The following is a 20817-nucleotide window of genomic DNA, read 5'->3' as shown; positions in this document are numbered from 1 at the left end:
TGTTATTTGGTTGAGCATCGTAAATATCCAATAAGAAAACAACAATTTTAAGAATTTACTTATGAAATTAACAAAAAATTAACGAGATTTAGTACCCTAAAAAAAAGCCTGACTAAAATATTTTATAGTCAGACTTCTAATAAAAATTAAAAATTTCTAAAACTTCAACGTCAATCCCGCCAAGAAGTTAATTCCTGCTTGAGGATAATAGTACGGATAAACGTCATACATATATCCATTTGACACATATTTCTTGTCTAAAATATTGTTTACCAAACCTGTAATTACAATTGATTTAAAAATAGATTTTGGTTTAATTTCATATGCGATATTCAAATCGTTGACAAAATAATTAGCCAGTTTTGCAGCCGGTAATTCAATGTTATTCATGTATTGTTCTCCTACAAATTTTTGTAACCAAGAAATCTGAAGATTCTCTAATGGCTTGTAAGTAATAATATTCCCTACTATAACCGATGGCGAATAAGCAATATCGGTAGTTCCATAATTTTCGCCTTCTACGGCTAAATCAACATTTTTGTTAGCGCTCAAAGTGAAATTTGGTCTCACTATAAATTTCTCTGAAACGGTAAAAGCGGCATCAACTTCTAAACCTAAACGATAACTTTTTTCACTATTGGAACGAATTGGACTTCCTACATCATCCAGTTTTCCAGTTAAAATTAACTGGTCTTTGTATGCCATATAATACACATTCGAACTAAATTTTACTTTGTCTGAAGCATATCTCCAACCCATTTCAAAGTCATTTAATTTTTCAGGTTTTGTATTTCCGCCTTCATAATCAGTTCTGTTAGGTTCCCGATTGGCTCTTGCATACGAAAGATACAAGATGTTATTGGCGTTGATATTAAAATTCAAACCTGCTTTTGGATTAAAAAAATTGAAATTGTCATTTACTGATCCAGTTTCGATACTGTTTGCTTTATAATGTACATTTCTAAGTTGTAAGTCTCCAAACAAACCAATTTTTTCCGTGATTTGATAATTTGCTTTCGCAAAAATATTTCCATCTGTTTTTGCAGCATAGTCATCATAATAATGATCTCCTAATTCATTTGTTGAAGCATATCTTGCCCAAATTACTTTTCCAAAATGGTCTCCTTCATATTTATTATAACCTCCTCCAATAATCACATCTAATTTTTCGGTCTTATAATTGGCAGAAAAGGTAGTTCCGTAAAAGTCATTATCCAACCATTTTTGACGTATTAAATCGGTTCTGTTAATTGTTGTTGCATTGATTACAATTGGAGTCAAGCCATAGCTGGAAAACTTAGCATCTTCTTTATAGTTTTCATAATATCCCTTTCCTTTGGTGTAATGAAAAGCTAAATTGGTGCTCCAATTTTGAGAAACTTTTTCATTCCAATGCAATTGATAATTGTCTTGTTGATAATTGTCAGTTTCATTATCATAATATCTAGTGTTTCCAAACTCATCCGTAAAAATTCCAGCTGAATTGAATGTTCTGTCGCTATTTAAAGTGGCTTCATCAATTCCGTTCCAAGATTGATAGGTTTTTTCTTTTCCGCCAAAAGCTAATGCTTTTATTAATGTTGTTTTACCCACGTAAGTTCCCTGAAGGAAATAGGATTTAAAATTCGAAGAAGCTCGGTCAACATAACCGTCAGATTTCAAAGCGGACAAACGACCGGCAATTTCAAAATGATCATTCATTAAACCCGTGCTGAATTTAACCGTGTGTTTTTGAGTATTGAAACTTCCAAATGAATTAGAAATTTCTCCTTTGCTTTCTTTCGAATAACTGTCAGTTAACATATTTAAACTGGCTCCAAAAGCACCGGCACCATTGGTTGAAGTTCCCACTCCTCTTTGCAATTGCAAACTCTCGATAGAAGAGGCAAAATCAGGCATGTCAACCCAATAGGTTCCTTGGCTTTCAGAATCATTATACGGGATTCCGTTAATAGTTACATTCACCCGAGTGGCATCGCTTCCGCGGACCCGAATTCCAGTGTAACCCACGCCGTTTCCTGCATCGGAAGTAGTGACCACCGAAGGAAGATAATTCATTAAAAGAGGAATGTCTTGTCCTAAGTTTCGGAACGAAATTTCCTTTTTGTCCAAATTACTGAAACTTACTGGTGTTTTTGTGGTAATCCGCACGGCAGAAACTAGAACTTCGTCGAGTTGATTCACTTTTGTAGTGTCTTTGACTTGAGAAAATGATAAAAAAGAAAATAGAAGAAAGAAAATAGACGTTAAAAAAGTTAAACTTCGCGCCTTTGTGCCTTTGTGGCACGAAAAATTGAAAATAGTATTCATCCGTAAATAGATTACGAATAAAAGGGGGAATTATTCTTTTGTTAAATTAAAATGATTGTTTCCTATGACAAATGGATAGTGTGCACGCTATTTTTTTTGTCATTTTTTCCCTTAACAGCATTACCTGTTCAGGTTCGTTGGGTATAATCTCAGCTATATTCTGAATTTGTTTCAGAATCTGAAATAAATTCAGATTTAAGCACCCCTTTGAGACGGGGCAAAGGTAATTCTTTTGTTTAAAGTTCCAAATATAACTTTTGAACTTTTTTTCTAATTTCAAAAATCGGGTTTTCTGCGGTTTTTCTTCACTTCAGAAATGCTTTTTTTATCCTTTATTCGTTTGCGAATTACAGATTTGGGGATTTTGGTTGCTTTTCTTTCTTTAGCAATAATCAAGGCTTTTTTGATAATTATTAAAAACCGTTTGGTTACAATTTCTTTATTTCGAAACTGACTTCGATCTTCGTCACAATTTAAGATTAAAACCAAATCGGTAGTTAATCTGGGAGCTAATTTTATTTTCAGCAACTCTTTTTCGTTTTCAGATAAGGCTTGCGAGTTTTGTAAGTCAAAAGACAAAACCACTTTGGAAGAAACTTTGTTTACATTCTGACCTCCAGCGCCACTGCTTCGTACCGCTTTATATTGTAATTCTGTTATGATTTTTTCTGTTTCCATTTATGCTGTTCCGAAACTTCGGGAATGTTTCACTAAAACTATTGATGTTGATGTGCTGGTTTTAATAAATCATTTACTGTTTTTACCGGATTAAAGGTAATTAAAGGTACTTGTACAAATACGGTGAGCCAATGTGCCATTGCTCCGTTCCACAAACCGGGTAATTCATATGCTTTGATTTGTTTTCCATTGGTGTTTTTTTCTACAATGAAACCGCTGTTGTGATCAACAAACTGGTTTAAATCAAATTTTTTATTTTTATAATTTTTAATTCCGCAAACTAAGTCAACGGGATTGAAATGAGTGGCATTAGCCAAAATGCTTACTTCACTTTCATTATTCAAATCCACTTGAGAGGATTCCACAATTTGCAAGGAAACCGCACCGTTTTCACTCTTTACCCAAAAAGGGCCTCCGCCAGGTTCTCCTTCATTTTTTACCATTCCGCATACACGAATTGGTCTGTTTAGGGAGTCCTTAATTATGCTGATTTTGTTTTCTAAAGTAAAAGTGTCGAATTCATCTGCGATTCCCACATTTAATTTTTCTTTCAGGAAAGGAATGATTTCTTCAATATGTTTTTCTTCAACTCTATTAAGTTCGATAAGATTCAAATAACTGAAAATTTGTTGTTGCAATTCAAGCAATGTGCCTGCTAAAGCTTTCTTATACAAAGCGATTTTTTCGTTGTTATTTTGAATTACATTATCAATATTTTTTATAAAAATAATATCTGCATTCAAATCATTCAGATTTTCAATTAGGGCGCCATGTCCTCCGGGTCTGAATAACAATTCTCCCATTTCATTTCGGAAAGGATTATTTGAAAGATCAACAGCAAGGGTATCGGTGCTTTTATTCTGATACGAATAACTCACTTCAATTGCAGTTCCCGATTCTTTTTCGACTTTGTTTTTAGTCAAATTGATAATGCTTTGAAATTGATCTTGATGATTTTCAGATACCGTAAAATGCAACAGAGAATTTCCGTTGGAACTGCAATAATATCCACATTCATACAAGTGTTCCTCAATAGGCGTTGCAATGGTGGTAATGTATTTATGAAAGGGTAAAATTCCTTTTGGCTTATTGGCAAAATCAAAATAATCAGAAGCCATGAGCAATTTTATAAAATAGTAGTTTTTATAATCTCGTTCAAGTGAATCAAACTCAATGAATTCTTCTTTTAATTTTTTATGTACCGCTTTAAAAAAAGGAAACTTTTTCATGCCTATTATAAAAATAGATAGTTCTGTGTCTTTTTTTCTATTAATGTAGGCGTTTATACTTTCATTTTCAAAATCAAACTCATTCAAAAAAGTATTTAAAAATTTAAACATTCTACTGGCAGCACCAGAAGATGGAACGAATTTCAATAATTTTAAATTAGATTTATGAGTATCAAAAAAGGCTGCTTTTTGCTTAAATTCCGTTTCTGATAATTTTAAAATCCCGTTATATAATGTTGCAGGAGCGACTAGATTAATTTTAGAGATTCCGTTTTGAAGAAATTTCAATTGTTTTTGAACAGTTGAAATGGGAATTCCAAGTGTATAATTTTGGACAAAATCAACAGAAGAAAGACCCATTGCTTTAGCAATCGTCAAATCGTCAATAATTGCAATGGCTTTTTTTAATCGTGAATTTTTGTCTCCAGAAAGCGTGATAAATGGTTTTTTATTATCGATTAATGACTGTTTAAAAACGGCAAAAACGGATTCTCTACCTTCTGCTTTATCTCTCAAATCATCTTTTTCCCAAGGGACATCTATATCGGTAAGAAAGAACAAATCGTATTCATGTTCTCGAGCAGCTTGGTCTAACAAAGGATCACAATAGTTGTAATAGACTTCCGAAAAAACTTTGGTAACCATTAAATTTGTATCGCAAAACAGATATTTATTGGCAATCGAAACCGCTTCATTTTCTAAATTGGTTTGACCGTACGCAATAGGCAGCATATCATTGCTTTCACAAATTTTTTGTTCTTTGTCCCATTTTTCTTGAAGATATTCACGAGCATACTCCGCTACCCAAACCGTATTATAGTGTTCGGCAAGTTGTTTTGCTAATGTCGTTTTCCCAGTGCTTTCTGGTCCGAATAGCGCAATTTTTACGATGGCAGCTTTTTGTTGTTTAAGATTTTTCTCCATTCTAAATAAGCTAAAATAGCTAAAATTGTAAATATTAAATATTGCAATGCCAAAATTCCAAGTCCACGATAGGCGTATAAAGGTGTAACAATTAGATCGCCAATAATCCAAAGAGTCCAATTCTCGATTTTTTTGTTGGCCATATACCACATTCCTGTGAAAAATATTCCCGAGGCTATAATATCAATATAATTGTCGTTATGAATGGTGTAATTAAATAATTTATATACCCCGAAAACTACAAAAATTGTCACAAAGAACAATACGACGCCTATTATTTTTTCATTGTTATTCGTTCTTGTGATAGGCAAGTTATCATTTCCTTTAACTTTCCTGGTCCATTTATACCATCCATAAATACTCATAATAGTAAAATATCCATTAATCATCATATCGCCAATGTAACCCGCAAGAAAAAGCAGGTAGACTGTGATGATTGTTGCGATTAACCCTGTTGGGTACACCAAAATATTTTCTTTTCGGGCATACCAGACACTCAAAATTCCAAATATAAAAGCAATGAACTCTAATACAATTTGTGTTGTTGAAGCATTTTTATAAGCATTTAGAAAAAATTCTATCATCTTTGAATTTTAAAAAATTAGTCGTTCGAATAAGGTAATGGTTACAAAGGAAGATTGAAAAAATTCAAATCTTTTTCAAATGCGGTTCCTATCACTACTACATCAGCTCCTGAATCGTAGGCATTTTGAATTCCCTGCAAATCTATAATTCCGCCTCCAACTATAACAGGAATTTTGATATTTTTTGAAATTAATTGAATCATATTCAGAGGAACAGATTGTTTTGCGCCGCTTCCTGCTTCGAGATAAAGGAGTTTATTTCCTAACATTTCACCTGCTTGTGCGGTTGCCAAAACTAATTCCAGATTATTTCTGTCCAAAGGTTTGGTTTTGCTGATTCTTTCTACCGCGGTTTCGCTCCCGCTTTCTATAAGCATATAGCCGGTTGAAATAATTTCGAGATTGGTTTGTGTCAAAAGTGGTGCTGCTTTTACCTGATGCTCTATCAAATAATCGGGATTTCTTCCTGATATTAAAGACAGAAACAAAATGGCATCGGCTTTATCAGAAATTTGTGAAGGATTTCCCGGGAAAAGTGCGATTGGTAAATGGCAGTTTTGTTTTATTTTTAAAATTAATGCGTCTAGAATATTGTTTTCGACATGGCTTCCGCCAATGAAAATATGGGTGGCCGGCGATTGATTGATTTTTGAAACTAAATGATCAACATTTTCTAAAATGATTTTATCAGGATCAAGAAGAATAGCCAATAATTTTTGGTTTTCTAGTTTGGCTTGTATTATTTGGCTGTACAGGTTCTTCATAAGTTTTACCGCTAATTCGCAAATTTGCGGTTTGTTTTTAATTTTCCAAAGCGTAAACTAAAGTAAAATTTTCGATTTCTTCAAAGTGAATATTGAAATCTTTAATCAGGCTGTCAAAATGGAGTTCGGTGTTGACTTTTTTATTTTCTAAATCGAAAGATTGAACTTTGATGTGATCTTTGAAACTGATTCCTTTTTCGTTTCGGATTTTGAAGATGGCTTCTTTGGCGCCCCAAATCACGGTTAGTTTGCGGATGTATTCTTGCTGATTTTCAGTCCCGAATCCCGAAGTCTCGGGACGGGATAGAAATTGAAATTCAGAATCGCAGAATTTATCTGCGATGCGGATGATTTTTTCGCGTCGCAATTCGATGTCGATTCCTACCGTTTCCTCGCTAATAATAATCGCTGAAAAATCATGAGAATGGGTGATTGATATGTGTTTTCCGTCATGTAAATGCGGTTTTCCAAATTCATCATAAAACAAATCAAAATCAGTGTAGTTCGCCTCCTGAAATAATTTGCGAACGCTCAAGAATGCGCGTTGGTGCAACTCTGATTTCATTCCGCTAAGGCGAAGCGCATTTTTCTCAGTTAATTGGACCTCGTTGTTTAATTGTTCGAAGGATTCGGTGATTTTCCAAACCAGGATTTGGGTTGTGGTCTCGGCGCTTCGGGAGAAGTTTATAGTTTTGAATAATGGCATGGTAGTATCCTGATTTTTAGCCCCGATTGCAATGGAAATCCTTTTTTGACTCGCCCTTGCGAGGAAAAAAAGATTGCAGTGGAAAGCGGGAAAGAGCTCCTAAAACTGAAATTAATTTGGCTTAAAAAATTTATTTTATTGATTTTTAAAAGATTACACTACTAAACAACTCATAAATGTGAGTGAATGTTTTTAAAATCATAAGTTATTCCGTAAATTTGCAAAAAATTTATAATTACAAATATACTATAAATGAGTACTACAACTATGCCTTTTGTGGCTTTCAAAGTAAAAGACATTTCTCTAGCGGCTTGGGGAAGAAAAGAAATTGAATTAGCAGAAGCTGAAATGCCAGGTTTAATGGCGCTTCGTGCTGAATACAAAAACGAACAACCACTTGCGGGTTCTCGTATTGCAGGATGTTTACACATGACAATCCAGACTGCGGTTTTGATTGAAACGTTAATCGCTCTTGGTGCTGAGGTGACTTGGAGTTCTTGTAATATTTTCTCTACTCAAGATCAGGCTGCTGCTGCGATTGCTGCTGCAGGAATTCAAGTTTATGCTTGGAAAGGTTTGAATGAAGAAGATTTTGACTGGTGTATTGAGCAAACATTATTCTTTGGTGAAGACAGAAAACCATTGAACATGATTCTTGATGATGGTGGAGATTTGACGAATATGGTTATTGACCGTTTTCCTGAATTAGTTGCTGGTATCAAAGGATTGTCTGAAGAAACTACAACTGGAGTTCACAGATTATACGAAAGAGTAAAAGCGGGAACATTGCCAATGCCTGCAATTAATGTAAATGACTCGGTTACTAAATCGAAATTTGACAATAAATACGGTTGTAAAGAATCGGCTGTTGATGCGGTTCGTCGAGCAACTGATATTATGCTTGCTGCAAAAAGAGTAATCGTTTGTGGATACGGTGACGTAGGTAAAGGAACTGCTGCTTCTTTTAGAGGTGCTGGTTCTATTGTTACGGTTACTGAAATTGACCCAATTTGTGCGCTTCAAGCTGCAATGGACGGTTTTGAAGTTAAAAAATTAGATACTGTTATTGCCACTGCTGATATTATCATTACTACTACTGGAAATAAAGATATCGTTTTGGGTTCTCATTTCGAAAAAATGAAAGACAAAACTATCGTTTGTAACATCGGACATTTTGATAACGAAATTGATATGGCTTGGTTGAACACGAACCACGGTGCATCTAAAGTGGAAATCAAACCACAAGTTGACAAATATACAATCGCTGGAAAAGATATCCTTATCCTTGCTGAAGGTCGTTTGGTAAACTTAGGTTGTGCTACAGGTCACCCAAGTTTTGTAATGAGTAACTCATTTACAAACCAAACTCTTGCTCAAATCGAATTGTGGAAAAACAGCGCGGCATACAACAATGAAGTGTATATGTTACCAAAACACTTAGATGAGAAAGTAGCGATGTTACACTTGGCTAAATTAGGTGTAGAATTAGAGACTTTACGTGTTGATCAAGCGGATTATATTGGAGTTCCTGTTGATGGTCCATTCAAACCAGAATATTACAGATATTAGTATTAAGATTTAAGTACTAAGTATTAAGACAAAACCCTTGCCATCCCGAAGTTTCGGGAGCGAGGGTTTTTTTGTTTTTAAATCTGAAAGACAATGATATATTGATAATTCTTAAGAAATGTGCCTTGATCAAACACATGAACTGTAAAAATATATATTATGTTTGCATATCAATTAACATTTTTGAAGAAGCAAAATACTGCTCCTGTTTCTAAATAATAAATTCTACTACTTTTGGAAAAAATAGCTTATCTATTCGTCTTATTAATTTCACTTTCGATTACTCAAATTGTTTCCGCCCAGGAAAGAAAACCTAAAGTGGTTTTGGTATTAAGTGGTGGTGGTGCCAAAGGAATAGCGCATATCCCGCTTTTACAAGCTTTAGACTCCTTGCACATTGTTCCTGACCTTATCGTAGGAAACAGTATGGGAAGTGTTATTGGAGGAATGTATGCAATGGGATATTCCGGTGACAGTATTCAAAAAATAGCCAAAAACATCGATTGGGACAAACTCCTTGGACGAAATATGTCTTTGAAAAGTGTCAGTGTGGAAGAAAAAAGTGAGTTTGAAAGATATTTGGTTGGAATAGGAATTAAGGACGGTAAGCCGACAAGCGTAAGTTCTTTATTAAATGATCAATATTTGCGAGAATTTCTTACAGAACTGACTTTTCCTGTTTATAATGTAAAAGACTTTGATAAGCTAGCCATTCCATTTAGAGCAATGGCTACAGATGTTGTATATGGTAAGGAAGTAATTCTTAGCAAAGGAAATTTAGCTTTTGCCATGCGATCGAGTATGTCATTACCCGCGGTTTTTAAAACCATGCCTTACGAAAAAACGCTGTTGGTTGATGGAGGCGTAATGAATAATTTTCCAACTGATATTGCAAAAAAAATGGGCGCCGACATTATAATTGGCAGTGACGTGGGTGGGGGAATGGAACCTATAGATAAATTAGATAACTTCGTGTCTGTACTAATGCAAACGAGTATGTTTCCCAGTAACATTAAAGATCCGGAAAATCGTAAACTATGTGACATCTTAGTAGATCACTTGCCTAACTTGAGATTTTCTACATCTGATTTTACAAAAAGTAACGAAATCTACAAAGATGGTAAAATTGCAACCAATCTTAATCTAGATGCATTAGGGGCATTGGCAGAAAAAGTAAAAGGATTCAAACAACGAACCCATGAATTGCCAAAGGTTTCCGGTGAATTTGTCATTGACACTATTGTTTATAAAAATATCAGCAAGGAAAATCTTCCTCTTGTTATTGCCCGAACAAATATCAAAACGCAAACAAAATATACCACTAAAGATTTAACAGCAGGCATTAATGGCGCCATGGGCACAAATCTGTTTAACCAAATTACCTACAGTTATTTCGTTCACGACGAAGACAAATTAGGATTGCTGATAAACGGTTTAGAATTTTCTAAAAACCAAGTTAATGCATCCCTTCATTACGACACTTATAGGGGAGTTGGACTAATTCTTAATTATAATGCCAGAAACGTTCTGGCCGAATCTTCCCGCCTTATTGCTACTGCAGACATCGCAGAACAACCAAAAATAAGAATAGATTTTCAGAAAAATTTTGGAAAAAAGAAAGACTGGTGGTGGGGAACGGAGCTCTATGGTGCATTCCTACAACAGGAAATCTTCGTTGATGGAAAAGCGGCAGATAATATGCTATACAAAGCTGTCGAATTCAATAATGAAGTAAACCGAAATTTGAATTCACTGAACAGTTATCTTGGATTTGGATTAAACTATAGTTACACTGTGGTGAAACCTAAAAATGATCCCGATATAAATGATAATGTACTGTCTCTTAAAAACTATAATTTTGGTAATTTAGAAGTAAATGCACATTATTTGCGCAATGGGATGGATAAAGTTTTTTTTGCAACAAATGGAACAATTTTAAAAGCAAATATAAATCGATCACTGCGCAACGATATTAACATAGCTTTTACAGAAACGGATTCCACTGATTTTTCGGGGTCAACAAATAGCTTCACTAAAGTAGGATTCGCATTTGAAAAAAGAGTACAATTAAAAAAGAAGATTACTGGCATAATAGGATTTGATGCTAATTTTATTTTTCAAGACAAGTCAAAAGGTAACGAAGGTTCTTTTTCTAATTATGGCTATGCTGCAAAATATTTCCTTGGAGGCTTTGTTCCAAGTTCGGGCAGTAATCGTTTTGTATTTCCAGGTCTGCATGAGGACGAGCTGAGTGTTACTCAATTTATGGCTATTAAGCTTGGCGTACAATTAAATCCCCTGGGTAAATTTTACCTGACTCCACATTTCAATATTGCATCTGTTGGCTTTGGCAACTTTAACGAATACATTGCGGATGTTTCTAATACAAAGGCAAATTGGGACGACAATAAAGTAACCAGTGTATTGATGTCAGGCGGAGCAGCAATCTCCTATCAGTCGATTTTAGGGCCTATTCATTTTGATACTTCATGGATAAACAATATCGACAAAGTGCGATTGTTTTTTAGCGTCGGATTTTCATTTAATCCATCTAATTAGAGCAAGTAAGTTATTAGCCGAATTTTATCAAGTTTGATTATATTAAAGTTCCAGTTAAAGGTTCATTCAAACTAGAATGTTACAGATACTAGTCCTGCTTTGTTATTCTGACGATAGGAAGAATCCTAACCTTTGCAGCAATGCGAGGGTTTTTTTGTTTTTGGGCGTGACCCAAAAGATTGCTTCGTCGTTCCTCCTTGCAACTTTGGGTCGGGCTATTCGTTACAATCTTTTATTCTGCTATCGCTCCATAAAAGGATTTCCACTGCTATCCCTCACGCGTTAATAATAATAAGCAGATGACGAAAACCTATAAAATTAATCAGATTTTTTATACGTTTCTTCAACTATTAGTGTACTTTTGAAATCAAGCTATAAGCACAATTTCTTTCAAACTCAAAACATTAAAATTAATTAACACTTATCAAATAAATTATGAGAACACGCTTGATTTTAATAATAGTAATGCTATTGCCATTTTTTACAAATGCACAAAACTTTAATATGCAAATGCAACAATCAGCAAATATGCAACGCCAAATGAGTAACCAGAATGCACAATGGGCAATGCAACGACAAATGGATATGCAGCAACAGCAAATGCGCAGTATGATGTCCCGTTCAATGAGTAAAATTGAAATCGCAGAAAAAAAATTGGCAAAAGAAGAACGAAAGTTAGAAAAGCTAGAAAAAAAGTCAATAAAAAAAGAGGCTGATTTAAAGATGAAGCAAGAGGAATTAGTAAATCTTGTAACAAAATCCAAAGAGAACGATGGTACTGAATTACAAAAAAGCATTAAAAACTCAAAAAACGATTTATCTAAGTACGAATTAAAATTAAGTAAAATAAATTCTCAATTAGAATCCAGTTCGAAAAAAGCACAAGATTTCAAAAAAGAAGTAGAGAATTCTAAACTGGAAAAAGAAGAACTCACTAAAAAGCACGAAGAAGAGAAAAGAGTAAAGAAAGAGGAAAAAGAAAAGGCAATTAAAGAAAAACAAGACAAAAAAGAAGCGAAAAATTAAATCACTTCCACTTCTGATTTACAAAATGACGAAAACCTAGCAAGAAACTGAAATCAGTTCAGTTTCTTACTAGGTTTTTTTAATAAGAATTACTTATATAATTTTGAACTATTCAACAAGCGCTAATGTCCTATTAGTCAGTTCGTTTTTGTATTTTATTAAATGCATTTATTTTATATAAAACCATAGCGTAAATCAACCTTAAATTACGCTTCTTGTTTAATCAGTACTTTATCTATTCTAAGAATTTGCTATCCAATCATATTAACATCTAAACAAAAAAACCCGTTTCTTTCGAAACAGGTTTTATATAGTAGAGAACATTTTATGCTTATCGAACCTTTTTAATCAAAGTTGCAATATATGCCCATTTAAGATCTCGTGAAGCCAGGCCCTCTTGAAATTCTTTTTCTTGTGTTGCTGTGTAAACTGTACCGGTATCATTAGGCATTCCAAAATATTGATTGAAATCTTTAAACATATCTACAGTAATATGTGAGGCATAAGCAGCACTGCCAGTGGGAGCCATGACTCTTAGTAATTCCCAACTGGCCCTATTGCCTTTATCTACCTGTTTTTGATGATCTAGTTTAAAGGTTTTTGATTCAGCATTTTCATATTTTGCATAATTATCCATCCCGACTTTCATTAAGTTTATTTGGGCAACTGTACCTAAAGGCATATCAAATTGTCCTTTGGTAAGATCAATTTGTTCCAAATAAAATCTTGCTGCTAAATCCCTGCTTTTAGCAGACTGGTTTAATTTATTGATAAGATCTTGCTCAGACATTGCTGGATATGCTTTTTTGGCTGCTGCCATTAAATCGCCTCCGCCTTGAAACATTTTGACAGGATCTTTAAAGACCTGAACTGTTAAGTACTGATAACCTTGATCTTCGCCTCCTGGTTGTAATGACCAAAGATCCCATCCTATAATATCTCCGTTTTTGACACGTTGGTCATGAATCTTTTGCCAAAAACTCTCCGTTTCCCCGTAAGCGGTTTCTTGTTCATTATCGACTTTCATAAATTCAAATAATAAATAAAGTTTGTCCTGAGCAATCATATTAGCACTAAACAAAATTACTGCGATAAACATGAATAATTTTTTCATAATTGTACAATTTAATGATTAGTAATACTGTATTTTACTATTAAAAGTACGAAATATTATTTGCTAAAAACACTTAATTAAGGCGCAATCTTTTGTTTTTTAGTTAATTAAAGAATATTCTGACTGCTTATATAAGGATACAATATTGCCTAGTGTGATAACAGACAAAAAACCGCTGAAGTGATAATAAAATAAAAGTAGGAAGTGACTGTTGTGACGTTATATTGTCGTTAAAAACAAAAAACCCGTTTCTTTCGAAACTGGTTTTTTAATAAATTGAGAAAAATCAATTCAACTATTCAATATCTTTTAGCAAAACCCTTATTTTCTCTTTCGAATCAGGAGGGTTTATTTTAGCAATCAAGCATTCAACAACAACCTAAATATTTTATATCTTTGTATCTTCATTGATTACTTATTCAAATGACGACACTTACTGTAAACATAAAAGACATTTCTCAAATAGCCATCATCAAAAAAATTTTGAAAGCTTTTGATGTGGAAGTAATTGAGGAAAACAATGAAATTACAAATCCTGAGATACTTGAAAGACTAGAAAAACATCACAAGAATTTTCAGAAGCCTGCTTATAGAGAAGAAAACTACACCAAAGTAGATACTAAAAATATATGGGCAGATATACAATAGAAATAAGCAAAGAAGCGATTGCTGATTTGTTAAAAATAAAAAAATCGGGCAAGAAAACGGATATTTTAAAAATTGAAAAAATATTTCTTGAATTAGAATCACATCCAACCACTGGAATTGGTAAGCCTGAAAAACTAAAATACAAAGACGATAATGTTTGGTCCAGACAAGTCAACAAAAAGGATCGATTAATCTATGAAATCATCGACCACGAAGTAGTAGTAATTATCATTTCTGCTATAGGACATTACAATGATAAATAATCCTCCTCTATAAAATCCACTGCGTAAAAAATATTTAAATCATTAGTGCTTCTGTGTCTTTTTAGTGTAAAAGCTTTTTTTTAACTTAATAACTTCCTCCAATTGACAAACAGTGTAAGTGATATGTTTTTATTTAAACAAAAAACCCGCTTCTAACGAGACGGGTTTTTTAATAAATTGAGAAAATCAATTAGGCGTTAACTTCAAATGGAAGTATAGAGCGATTTTATTTGTTTTAAGGGAGTGGTTTTATTGCTATCCTACGTTCTAAGAAAAAAACATATATGGTTTATTCTGAATGAATTACGATATTAACTATATTTGATAACCCGTTGGGGGTTATTAGTTTTTGATGATGTTTTTTCGTCGGTTCGAGTGATTTTCTCCCGAAGCCTCGAGAAGAAAATTGTATCGAGAACAACAAAAATTGTTTTTAAAAACGGTTCTCGATATATTTTTTGTTTCATTTTGTTACACAAAAAATCCTCGAACTGACGTCTTTACTAATTGCACCAAACCGGTTAATTGATATAACTAAAATACAAACTCATGGGTAATATATTAAGAGTGATCGCACTAATTTGTATTTTATTTTGCTCGTGTAAAAAAGCACCAGAACCAAAAGACAATGGGTTAGCTGGTAAAATTCGTTACAGTTGCGCACCAGAAACTATAGACAATAAATGGTATGCGTCTTATCATAAAGCACCTCTCTTTAAAGGAATGGATATTATTGATTATCCAATAAGCACCAAAAATAGTGAAGCTCAAAAGTATTTTAATCAAGGATTAGCCTTTGCCTTCGGTTTTAACCATGCAGAAGCGGCCCGATCTTTTTATTATGCGACAACATTAGACCCACAATCTGCAATGAGTTTTTGGGGCTACGCTTATGTATTGGGTCCAAACTACAATGCAGGAATGGAACCCGATAATTATGAAAGGTCATATAAAGCCATTCAAAAAGCACTAAAATTTACAGCCAATGCATCGGAAAAAGAAAAAGCACTAATAAATGCATTATCGAAAAGATATGTTGCAAAAGCGATGCAAGATAGAAGCTCATTAGATCGTGCCTACTCTGAAGCCATGATGAATGTAGTTAAAAAATTTCCCAACGACAATACAATTGCAACTTTATACGCCGAGTCCATTATGGATATGCATCCGTGGGATTTGCATGATAAAAAGGGGGAACCAAAGAAATGGACTTTGGAAATTATAGCTCTTTTAGAAAATATATTGAAAAAAGATCCGAAGCACATTGGTGCCAATCATTTCTATATTCATGCGGTTGAAGCATCTAATAATGCAGAAAGAGGCAATGCTTCGGCAAAACGTTTTGATGACGGATTGGCTCCAAGTTCTGGACACTTAATTCACATGGCTTCACACATCTATATCAGAACCGGAGAGTACCACAAAGGGACTTTAGCAAATATTAATGCGGTTAAAAAGGACAGTACTTATGTTACAATTTGTCACGCAAAGGGTTCGTATCCGTTGGCCTATTTTCCTCATAACTATCATTTTATGGCGGCTTGCGCCACATTAGAAGGGAATTACAAATGGGCGATGATAGGAGCCAATGAAACATCAAAGCTTGTACACCCAAAAACAATGACGGAGCCAGGTTGGTCAACCTTACAGCATTATTATGTTATTCCTTATTTTGTTGCGGTAAAGTTTGGAAAATGGGATGATATATTAAAAATGAAATTAGTTTCCGATACGCTGAAATATCCGGTATCAATATCTCACTATGGGAGGGGAATGGCATATTTAGGGAAAAAAGACATTGCGAAAGCAAAAGCCGAGTTAGACAAATTAGAAGTTTTGTCCAATGATAATTCGATGAAAAAAATAACAATTTGGAATATTAATACAATGTACGATGTGTTGCAAATCGCCAGTAAAGTATTGAAAGGCGAAATTTTAGCTTCAGAAGGAGGCTATAACCAAAGTATTTCTCTTATCAAAGAGGCCATAACTATTGAAGACAACTTGAACTATAATGAACCGCCAGATTGGTTTTTCTCCGTACGACACCATTTAGGCGCAGTTCAAATTGAAGCAGGGAAATATAACGATGCCATAAAAACCTATCAAGAAGACTTGAAAAAGTATCGCAATAATGGCTGGGCACAACAGGGATTAAAATTAGCGTATGAAAAAAGTAATAATCCAAGTAAGGCAAAAGAGATGGAGGGTCTGATTGCAAAAAGCTGGGCTAATGCTGATGTAAAAATTACTACTTCTAGAATTAAATAACAAAAAACCCGCTTCTCACGAAACGGGTTTTTTAATAAATTGAGAAAATCAATTATGCTTCAACTTCAAATGGAAGTATAGAAACGTATGATTTGTTATCTCTTTTCTTTTGGAAGAAAACAACTCCATCTACTCTTGCGTGTAGGGTGTGATCTTTACTGATGTAAACATTTGCACCTGGATTATGTTTTGAACCTCTTTGTCTTACGATGATGTTCCCAGCAATAGCAGCTTGACCACCAAATATCTTAACGCCTAAACGTTTTGATTCTGATTCTCTACCATTCTTAGAACTACCGACACCTTTCTTGTGAGCCATGACGTATTAGTTTATTTTGTTAGTAATTAATTAAACAGCTTTACCACCGTTTAATTCATCTTGTAATTTTTTTAATTCATCCATTTTACCATCAGCAGCCAATTGAGCTTGTTGAGCCCAAGTAGTTGGATCTAAATGTGTTAAAGTAGCACTTGCAGCTGTTAAAATTTCTTTAACAGAATCAGATGATGCTTTAGCCAATTTAGTGAAAGTATCAACTCCTGCAGCAACTAATGCTTCAGCAGCTTTAGGACCAATTCCTTCGATAATTTTCAAATCATCTACTTTTTTAGATGCTTTTGGAGCTTTAGCTTCAGCAACTTTTTCAGCTTTTGGAGCTGCTTTTTTAGTCCCTGTTGCGCTAATTCCTTCGATTACAATTTGAGTAAGATATTGTCTGTGACCGTTTCTCTTTTTGTATCCTTTTCTTCTTTTCTTTTTGAAAACGATAACTTTATCTCCTTTTAAGTGTTGTAACACTTTAGCTTCTACTGAAGCACCTTCTATAGCTGGGGCGCCTAAAGTGATTGTTCCATTGTCATCTAATAAAAGAACTTTGTCAAAAGAAACTTTTGAACCTTCTTCATTAGTCAAACGATGAACATAAACCTTTAAGTCTTTGCTTACTTTGAACTGTTGCCCTGCTATCTCTACGATTGCATACATACCGAATTGATTTATTGATTTTTAAGGTTGCAAATATACAATTAAATATTTATCATGCAATTCCTTAAGTAAAAAAATATTTTATAAGTTTTAGGCTCTATTTTTCAAGGCTTTATCTCCTTATTAGTAGCTTTTTATCGTTAGAAGTTTGTTAAAATTAAAATCATCAGACAATCATCATTAAAAAAAGGTATTTTTGATAGATTAATAATTTTTGCTTTGTAACTTTTGAAAAATGATAACTTATTAATCTTTATAAAAAACACAATAATCAATTTAAGTACTGCGCTTATGCTAGGAGGAGTAGCTTCGGCTCAAAAAATTGCTTTCGAGGAATATAATTTAGACAATGGCATGCATGTCATCTTACATAATGATTCTTCTGTTCCCGTTGTGGTAACTTCGGTGATGTATCATGTGGGATCGAAGGATGAAACACCTGACAGAACTGGTTTCGCTCATTTCTTCGAACATTTATTATTCGAAGGTACCGAAAATATAAAACGAGGGGAGTGGTTTAAAATTGTCACTTCAAATGGTGGAGTGAATAACGCCAACACCTCTGATGACCGTACGTATTATTATGAAGTTTTTCCTTCTAGTAATTTGGAATTAGCACTTTGGATGGAATCCGAAAGATTAATGCATCCGGTAATCAATAAAATTGGTGTTGATACTCAAAACGGAGTGATAAAAGAAGAAAAAAGATCTCGTTACGATAATCAGCCTTATGGGAATATTATTGGAGCCGTAAAAGAAAACATGTTCAAAAAGCATCCGTATCGTTGGACGACAATTGGTTCCATGGAGCATTTAGACGCTTCCACTTTAGAAGAATTTCAAGCTTTCAATAAAAAGTTTTACACGCCAAATAATGCTGTATTAGTTGTTGCAGGAGATTTTGAAAATGGCAAAGCCAAAGAATGGATTCAAAAATATTTTGGTTCAATTGCAAAAGGGGAAACATTAAAAAAGGAAACTTTTGTCGAAGAACCAATAACGCAAACCATTCACGCTAATTATGTGGATCATAACATTCAAATCCCAATGCTTATTGCTACGTACAGAACGCCTTCGATGAAAACCAGAGACGCCCGAGTTTTGGATTTGATTTCGTCTTATTTAAGCGATGGGAAAAGTTCGAAATTGTACAAGAAAATCGTGGATGAAAAGAAAATGGCCTTGCAAATAGATGCTGTTGGCTTTAGCCAAGAAGACTACGGAATGTACATTTTGTATGGTTTGCCAATGGGTACTCATACTTCTGCAGAATTGCTAAAAGAAATTGATGAAGAGATTGTGAAAATCCAAACAGAACTGATTTCGGAGAAAGATTTCCAAAAATTGCAAAACACGTTTGACAATCGCTTTGTAAACAAGAATGCCACTCTGGAAGGAATTGCCGAAAATTTAGCCACCTATTATTTGCTTTATGGAGATATCAATTTGATAAATACAGAGATTGAACTATTGCATTCTATAACACGAGAAGAAATTAGGGATGTGGCCAAGAAATATTTAAATCCAAATCAAAGACTTATTTTGGATTATGTTCCTTCCGCGACTGCGCCAAATTAAGACTTTCTCGATTATCGAAAACTACTATTCTATTATTAATTTTGTTCGCAACAGGAATTATGTACCCACAAGCCCGTCCACAACCCAAACCTGGAGTTTCTCCAGTGGTAAATATAAAAAAACCTCAAACCTTTGTTTTAGACAATGGCTTGAAAGTAATGATTGTTGAAAATCACAAATTACCTCGAGTGACTTTTAACCTTGCTCTGGATAACGAACCTTTTTTTGAAGGAACTATAAAAGGAGTCGATGAATTATGCAATAATATGATCGGAAATGGCAGTATTAAAATTGCCAAAGACGCCTTCAATGAAGAAATTGATTTCTTGGGTGCCAATATAAATTTTGGTTCTAAAGGGGCGTACGCCAATTCACTTTCTAAATATTCAGGAAGAATTTTGGAACTATTGGCACATGGAGCACTGCATCCGAATTTCACACAAGAAGAATTCGAAAAAGAAAAAGCCAAATTATTCGAAGGCCTTAAAGCCGAGGAGAAAAGCGTTCCTGCAATTGCTCACCGAGTGGTTGAAGCGCTTGCTTTTGGAAAAAACCATCCTTCCGGGGAATATATGTCTGAAGAAACATTGAAAAATGTAACTCTTGCGGATATTAAAAAGAATTACGAAACCTATTTTGTGCCGGAAAACGCTTATTTGGTGATTATTGGTGATGTGAAATATAACGAAGTAAAGCCAATTGTTGAAAACCTTTTTGGTCCTTGGAAAAAGAGAAGTACGCCAAAACTTACCTATCCCGCTCCCCAAAATGTTGCTTTCACCCAAATAAATTTTGTGGATGTACCGAACGCCGTTCAATCGGAAATTTCATTGGTAAACACCTTGAATTTAAAAATGAGCGACAAAGATTTCTTCCCCGCGGTCATGGCTACATATATTCTTGGGGGTGATTACACCAGTTACTTAAACATGAATTTAAGAGAAAAACACGGCTGGACCTATGGTGCCAGTGCAACTATTGGATCTGGAAAATATGTAACCAAATTAAAAGCGGCATCCGCAATACGAAGCGCAGTTACTGACAGTGCGGTTGTTGAGTTTATTAAAGAAATAAAAAAAATAAGAACCGAGAAAGTATCCGTGGAATTGCTTAACAATGTGAAAGCAGGGTATATTGGGCGATTTGTCATGCAGGTTCAAAAACCTCAAGCAATTGCACGTTATGCATTAAACATAGAAACCGAAAATCTTCCAACTGATTTCTATGAAAATTACATTAAAACCATAAATGCTGTAACACCTGATGATGTGATGCGAGCTGCCAATAAATATTTTCTTTTAGACAATACTAGAATCATAATCGCCGGTAAAGGATCGGAAGTGATTCCCGGACTGGAAAAACTGAAGATTCCCATGTTCTATTTTGATATTTATGGCAATCCAATAGAAAAACCTGTTCTATAATAAAAACCGCTATTTCATACTTTTAGGCTACAAAGGCTTTCCATCAAATTTAATGATGGAGAGCCTTTTTTTATTGTTTTAGCAAATAAAGAGACCCACTACTTATTTAATTTATCTACTGCCGGAAAAAGACGTAAAATCTTATGAAAAAAGTTCGTTTTAGTGTAACAATACAGTTTAAAACA

At 34.2% G+C, this 20817-nt stretch carries 17 protein-coding genes; 8 read left to right on the top strand and 9 right to left on the bottom strand.

Translation table 11 applies throughout. From position 1 onward, the window contains the following. Nucleotides 1-156: 156 nt before the first annotated feature. The 6 genes from IWX84_RS07090 to IWX84_RS07065 form a co-directional block, all read right to left on the bottom strand. A complete protein-coding gene (locus tag IWX84_RS07090) occupies nucleotides 157-2310 on the bottom strand; it encodes a TonB-dependent receptor (protein ID WP_196850036.1) in 2154 nt (717 codons plus the stop codon). A 276-nt stretch (nucleotides 2311-2586) separates the two neighbouring features. Next, complete coding sequence (gene arfB, locus IWX84_RS07085) at nucleotides 2587-2988, bottom strand: alternative ribosome rescue aminoacyl-tRNA hydrolase ArfB (protein WP_196850035.1); 402 nt, start codon at nucleotides 2986-2988, stop codon at nucleotides 2587-2589. Nucleotides 2989-3026: 38 nt separating this feature from the next. After that, nucleotides 3027-5141 (bottom strand): DUF4301 family protein, encoded by a 2115-nt coding sequence (locus tag IWX84_RS07080; protein WP_196850034.1) that lies wholly within the window; start codon nucleotides 5139-5141, stop codon nucleotides 3027-3029. Beyond that, on the bottom strand, nucleotides 5102-5725 hold the full coding sequence (gene pnuC, locus IWX84_RS07075; RefSeq protein WP_196850033.1) for a nicotinamide riboside transporter PnuC: 624 nt from the start codon (nucleotides 5723-5725) through the stop codon (nucleotides 5102-5104). The genes IWX84_RS07080 and pnuC overlap by 40 nt, the downstream gene beginning before the upstream one ends. 41 nt (nucleotides 5726-5766) lie before the next feature. Continuing rightward, the gene (locus IWX84_RS07070) at nucleotides 5767-6489 is read right to left on the bottom strand and encodes a geranylgeranylglyceryl/heptaprenylglyceryl phosphate synthase (protein WP_196850032.1); all 723 of its coding nucleotides are present in this window, start codon (nucleotides 6487-6489) and stop codon (nucleotides 5767-5769) included. 37 nt (nucleotides 6490-6526) lie between these two features. Then, nucleotides 6527-7195 (bottom strand): 4'-phosphopantetheinyl transferase family protein, encoded by a 669-nt coding sequence (locus IWX84_RS07065; RefSeq protein ID WP_196850031.1) that lies wholly within the window; start codon nucleotides 7193-7195, stop codon nucleotides 6527-6529. A gap of 252 nt (nucleotides 7196-7447) precedes the next feature. Between IWX84_RS07065 and ahcY the strand changes: the two genes are divergently transcribed. The 3 genes from ahcY (at nucleotide 7448) to IWX84_RS07050 (ending at nucleotide 12349) form a co-directional block, all read left to right on the top strand. Continuing rightward, nucleotides 7448-8764 carry an adenosylhomocysteinase gene (gene ahcY, locus IWX84_RS07060; protein WP_196850030.1) on the top strand — a complete coding sequence of 439 codons (1317 nt, stop codon included), beginning with the start codon at nucleotides 7448-7450 and terminating at the stop codon, nucleotides 8762-8764. Between the two features lie 234 nt (nucleotides 8765-8998). Further along, complete coding sequence (locus IWX84_RS07055; RefSeq protein ID WP_196850029.1) at nucleotides 8999-11323, top strand: patatin-like phospholipase family protein; 2325 nt, start codon at nucleotides 8999-9001, stop codon at nucleotides 11321-11323. A gap of 510 nt (nucleotides 11324-11833) precedes the next feature. Next, nucleotides 11834-12349, top strand: coding sequence for a hypothetical protein (locus IWX84_RS07050; RefSeq protein WP_196850028.1), 516 nt, complete (start codon nucleotides 11834-11836; stop codon nucleotides 12347-12349). A gap of 331 nt (nucleotides 12350-12680) precedes the next feature. On the opposite strand, the gene IWX84_RS07045 is transcribed toward IWX84_RS07050, so the two are convergent. Continuing rightward, entirely contained in the window at nucleotides 12681-13448 is a 768-nt protein-coding gene (locus IWX84_RS07045; RefSeq protein ID WP_231385435.1) for a hypothetical protein, read from the bottom strand. Nucleotides 13449-13886: 438 nt separating this feature from the next. Between IWX84_RS07045 and IWX84_RS07040 the strand changes: the two genes are divergently transcribed. From IWX84_RS07040 to IWX84_RS07030, 3 genes are all read left to right on the top strand, one after another. Then, nucleotides 13887-14111, top strand: a complete 225-nt coding sequence (locus tag IWX84_RS07040) for a hypothetical protein (RefSeq protein ID WP_196850026.1) — start codon at nucleotides 13887-13889, stop codon at nucleotides 14109-14111. Next, complete coding sequence (locus IWX84_RS07035; RefSeq protein WP_196850025.1) at nucleotides 14093-14374, top strand: Txe/YoeB family addiction module toxin; 282 nt, start codon at nucleotides 14093-14095, stop codon at nucleotides 14372-14374. Before IWX84_RS07040 ends, IWX84_RS07035 begins: the two co-directional genes overlap by 19 nt. Nucleotides 14375-14923: 549 nt before the next feature. After that, entirely contained in the window at nucleotides 14924-16645 is a 1722-nt protein-coding gene (locus IWX84_RS07030) for a tetratricopeptide repeat protein (RefSeq protein ID WP_196850024.1), read from the top strand. A gap of 52 nt (nucleotides 16646-16697) precedes the next feature. Here IWX84_RS07030 and rpmA read toward each other — a convergent pair whose 3' ends face one another. Together rpmA and rplU are read right to left on the bottom strand one after the other, a co-directional pair. Beyond that, on the bottom strand, nucleotides 16698-16964 hold the full coding sequence (gene rpmA, locus IWX84_RS07025; RefSeq protein ID WP_086453627.1) for a 50S ribosomal protein L27: 267 nt from the start codon (nucleotides 16962-16964) through the stop codon (nucleotides 16698-16700). A gap of 30 nt (nucleotides 16965-16994) precedes the next feature. Next, the gene (gene rplU, locus IWX84_RS07020; protein ID WP_196850023.1) at nucleotides 16995-17630 is read right to left on the bottom strand and encodes a 50S ribosomal protein L21; all 636 of its coding nucleotides are present in this window, start codon (nucleotides 17628-17630) and stop codon (nucleotides 16995-16997) included. Nucleotides 17631-17921: 291 nt separating this feature from the next. Here rplU and IWX84_RS07015 point away from each other — a divergent pair, with 291 nt between their 5' ends. Together IWX84_RS07015 and IWX84_RS07010 are read left to right on the top strand one after the other, a co-directional pair. Continuing rightward, nucleotides 17922-19208, top strand: coding sequence for a M16 family metallopeptidase (locus tag IWX84_RS07015; RefSeq protein WP_231385434.1), 1287 nt, complete (start codon nucleotides 17922-17924; stop codon nucleotides 19206-19208). Between the two features lie 59 nt (nucleotides 19209-19267). Further along, nucleotides 19268-20632 (top strand): M16 family metallopeptidase, encoded by a 1365-nt coding sequence (locus tag IWX84_RS07010; protein ID WP_196850022.1) that lies wholly within the window; start codon nucleotides 19268-19270, stop codon nucleotides 20630-20632. Nucleotides 20633-20817: the final 185 nt, after the last annotated feature.

Source organism: Flavobacterium sp. CG_9.10 (assembly GCF_015752245.1).
In the GTDB taxonomy this organism is placed as follows: Bacteria; Bacteroidota; Bacteroidia; order Flavobacteriales; family Flavobacteriaceae; genus Flavobacterium.
Note: the sequence above shows the minus strand (reverse complement) of the source record. Positions and strands in the feature narration are given on the sequence as shown.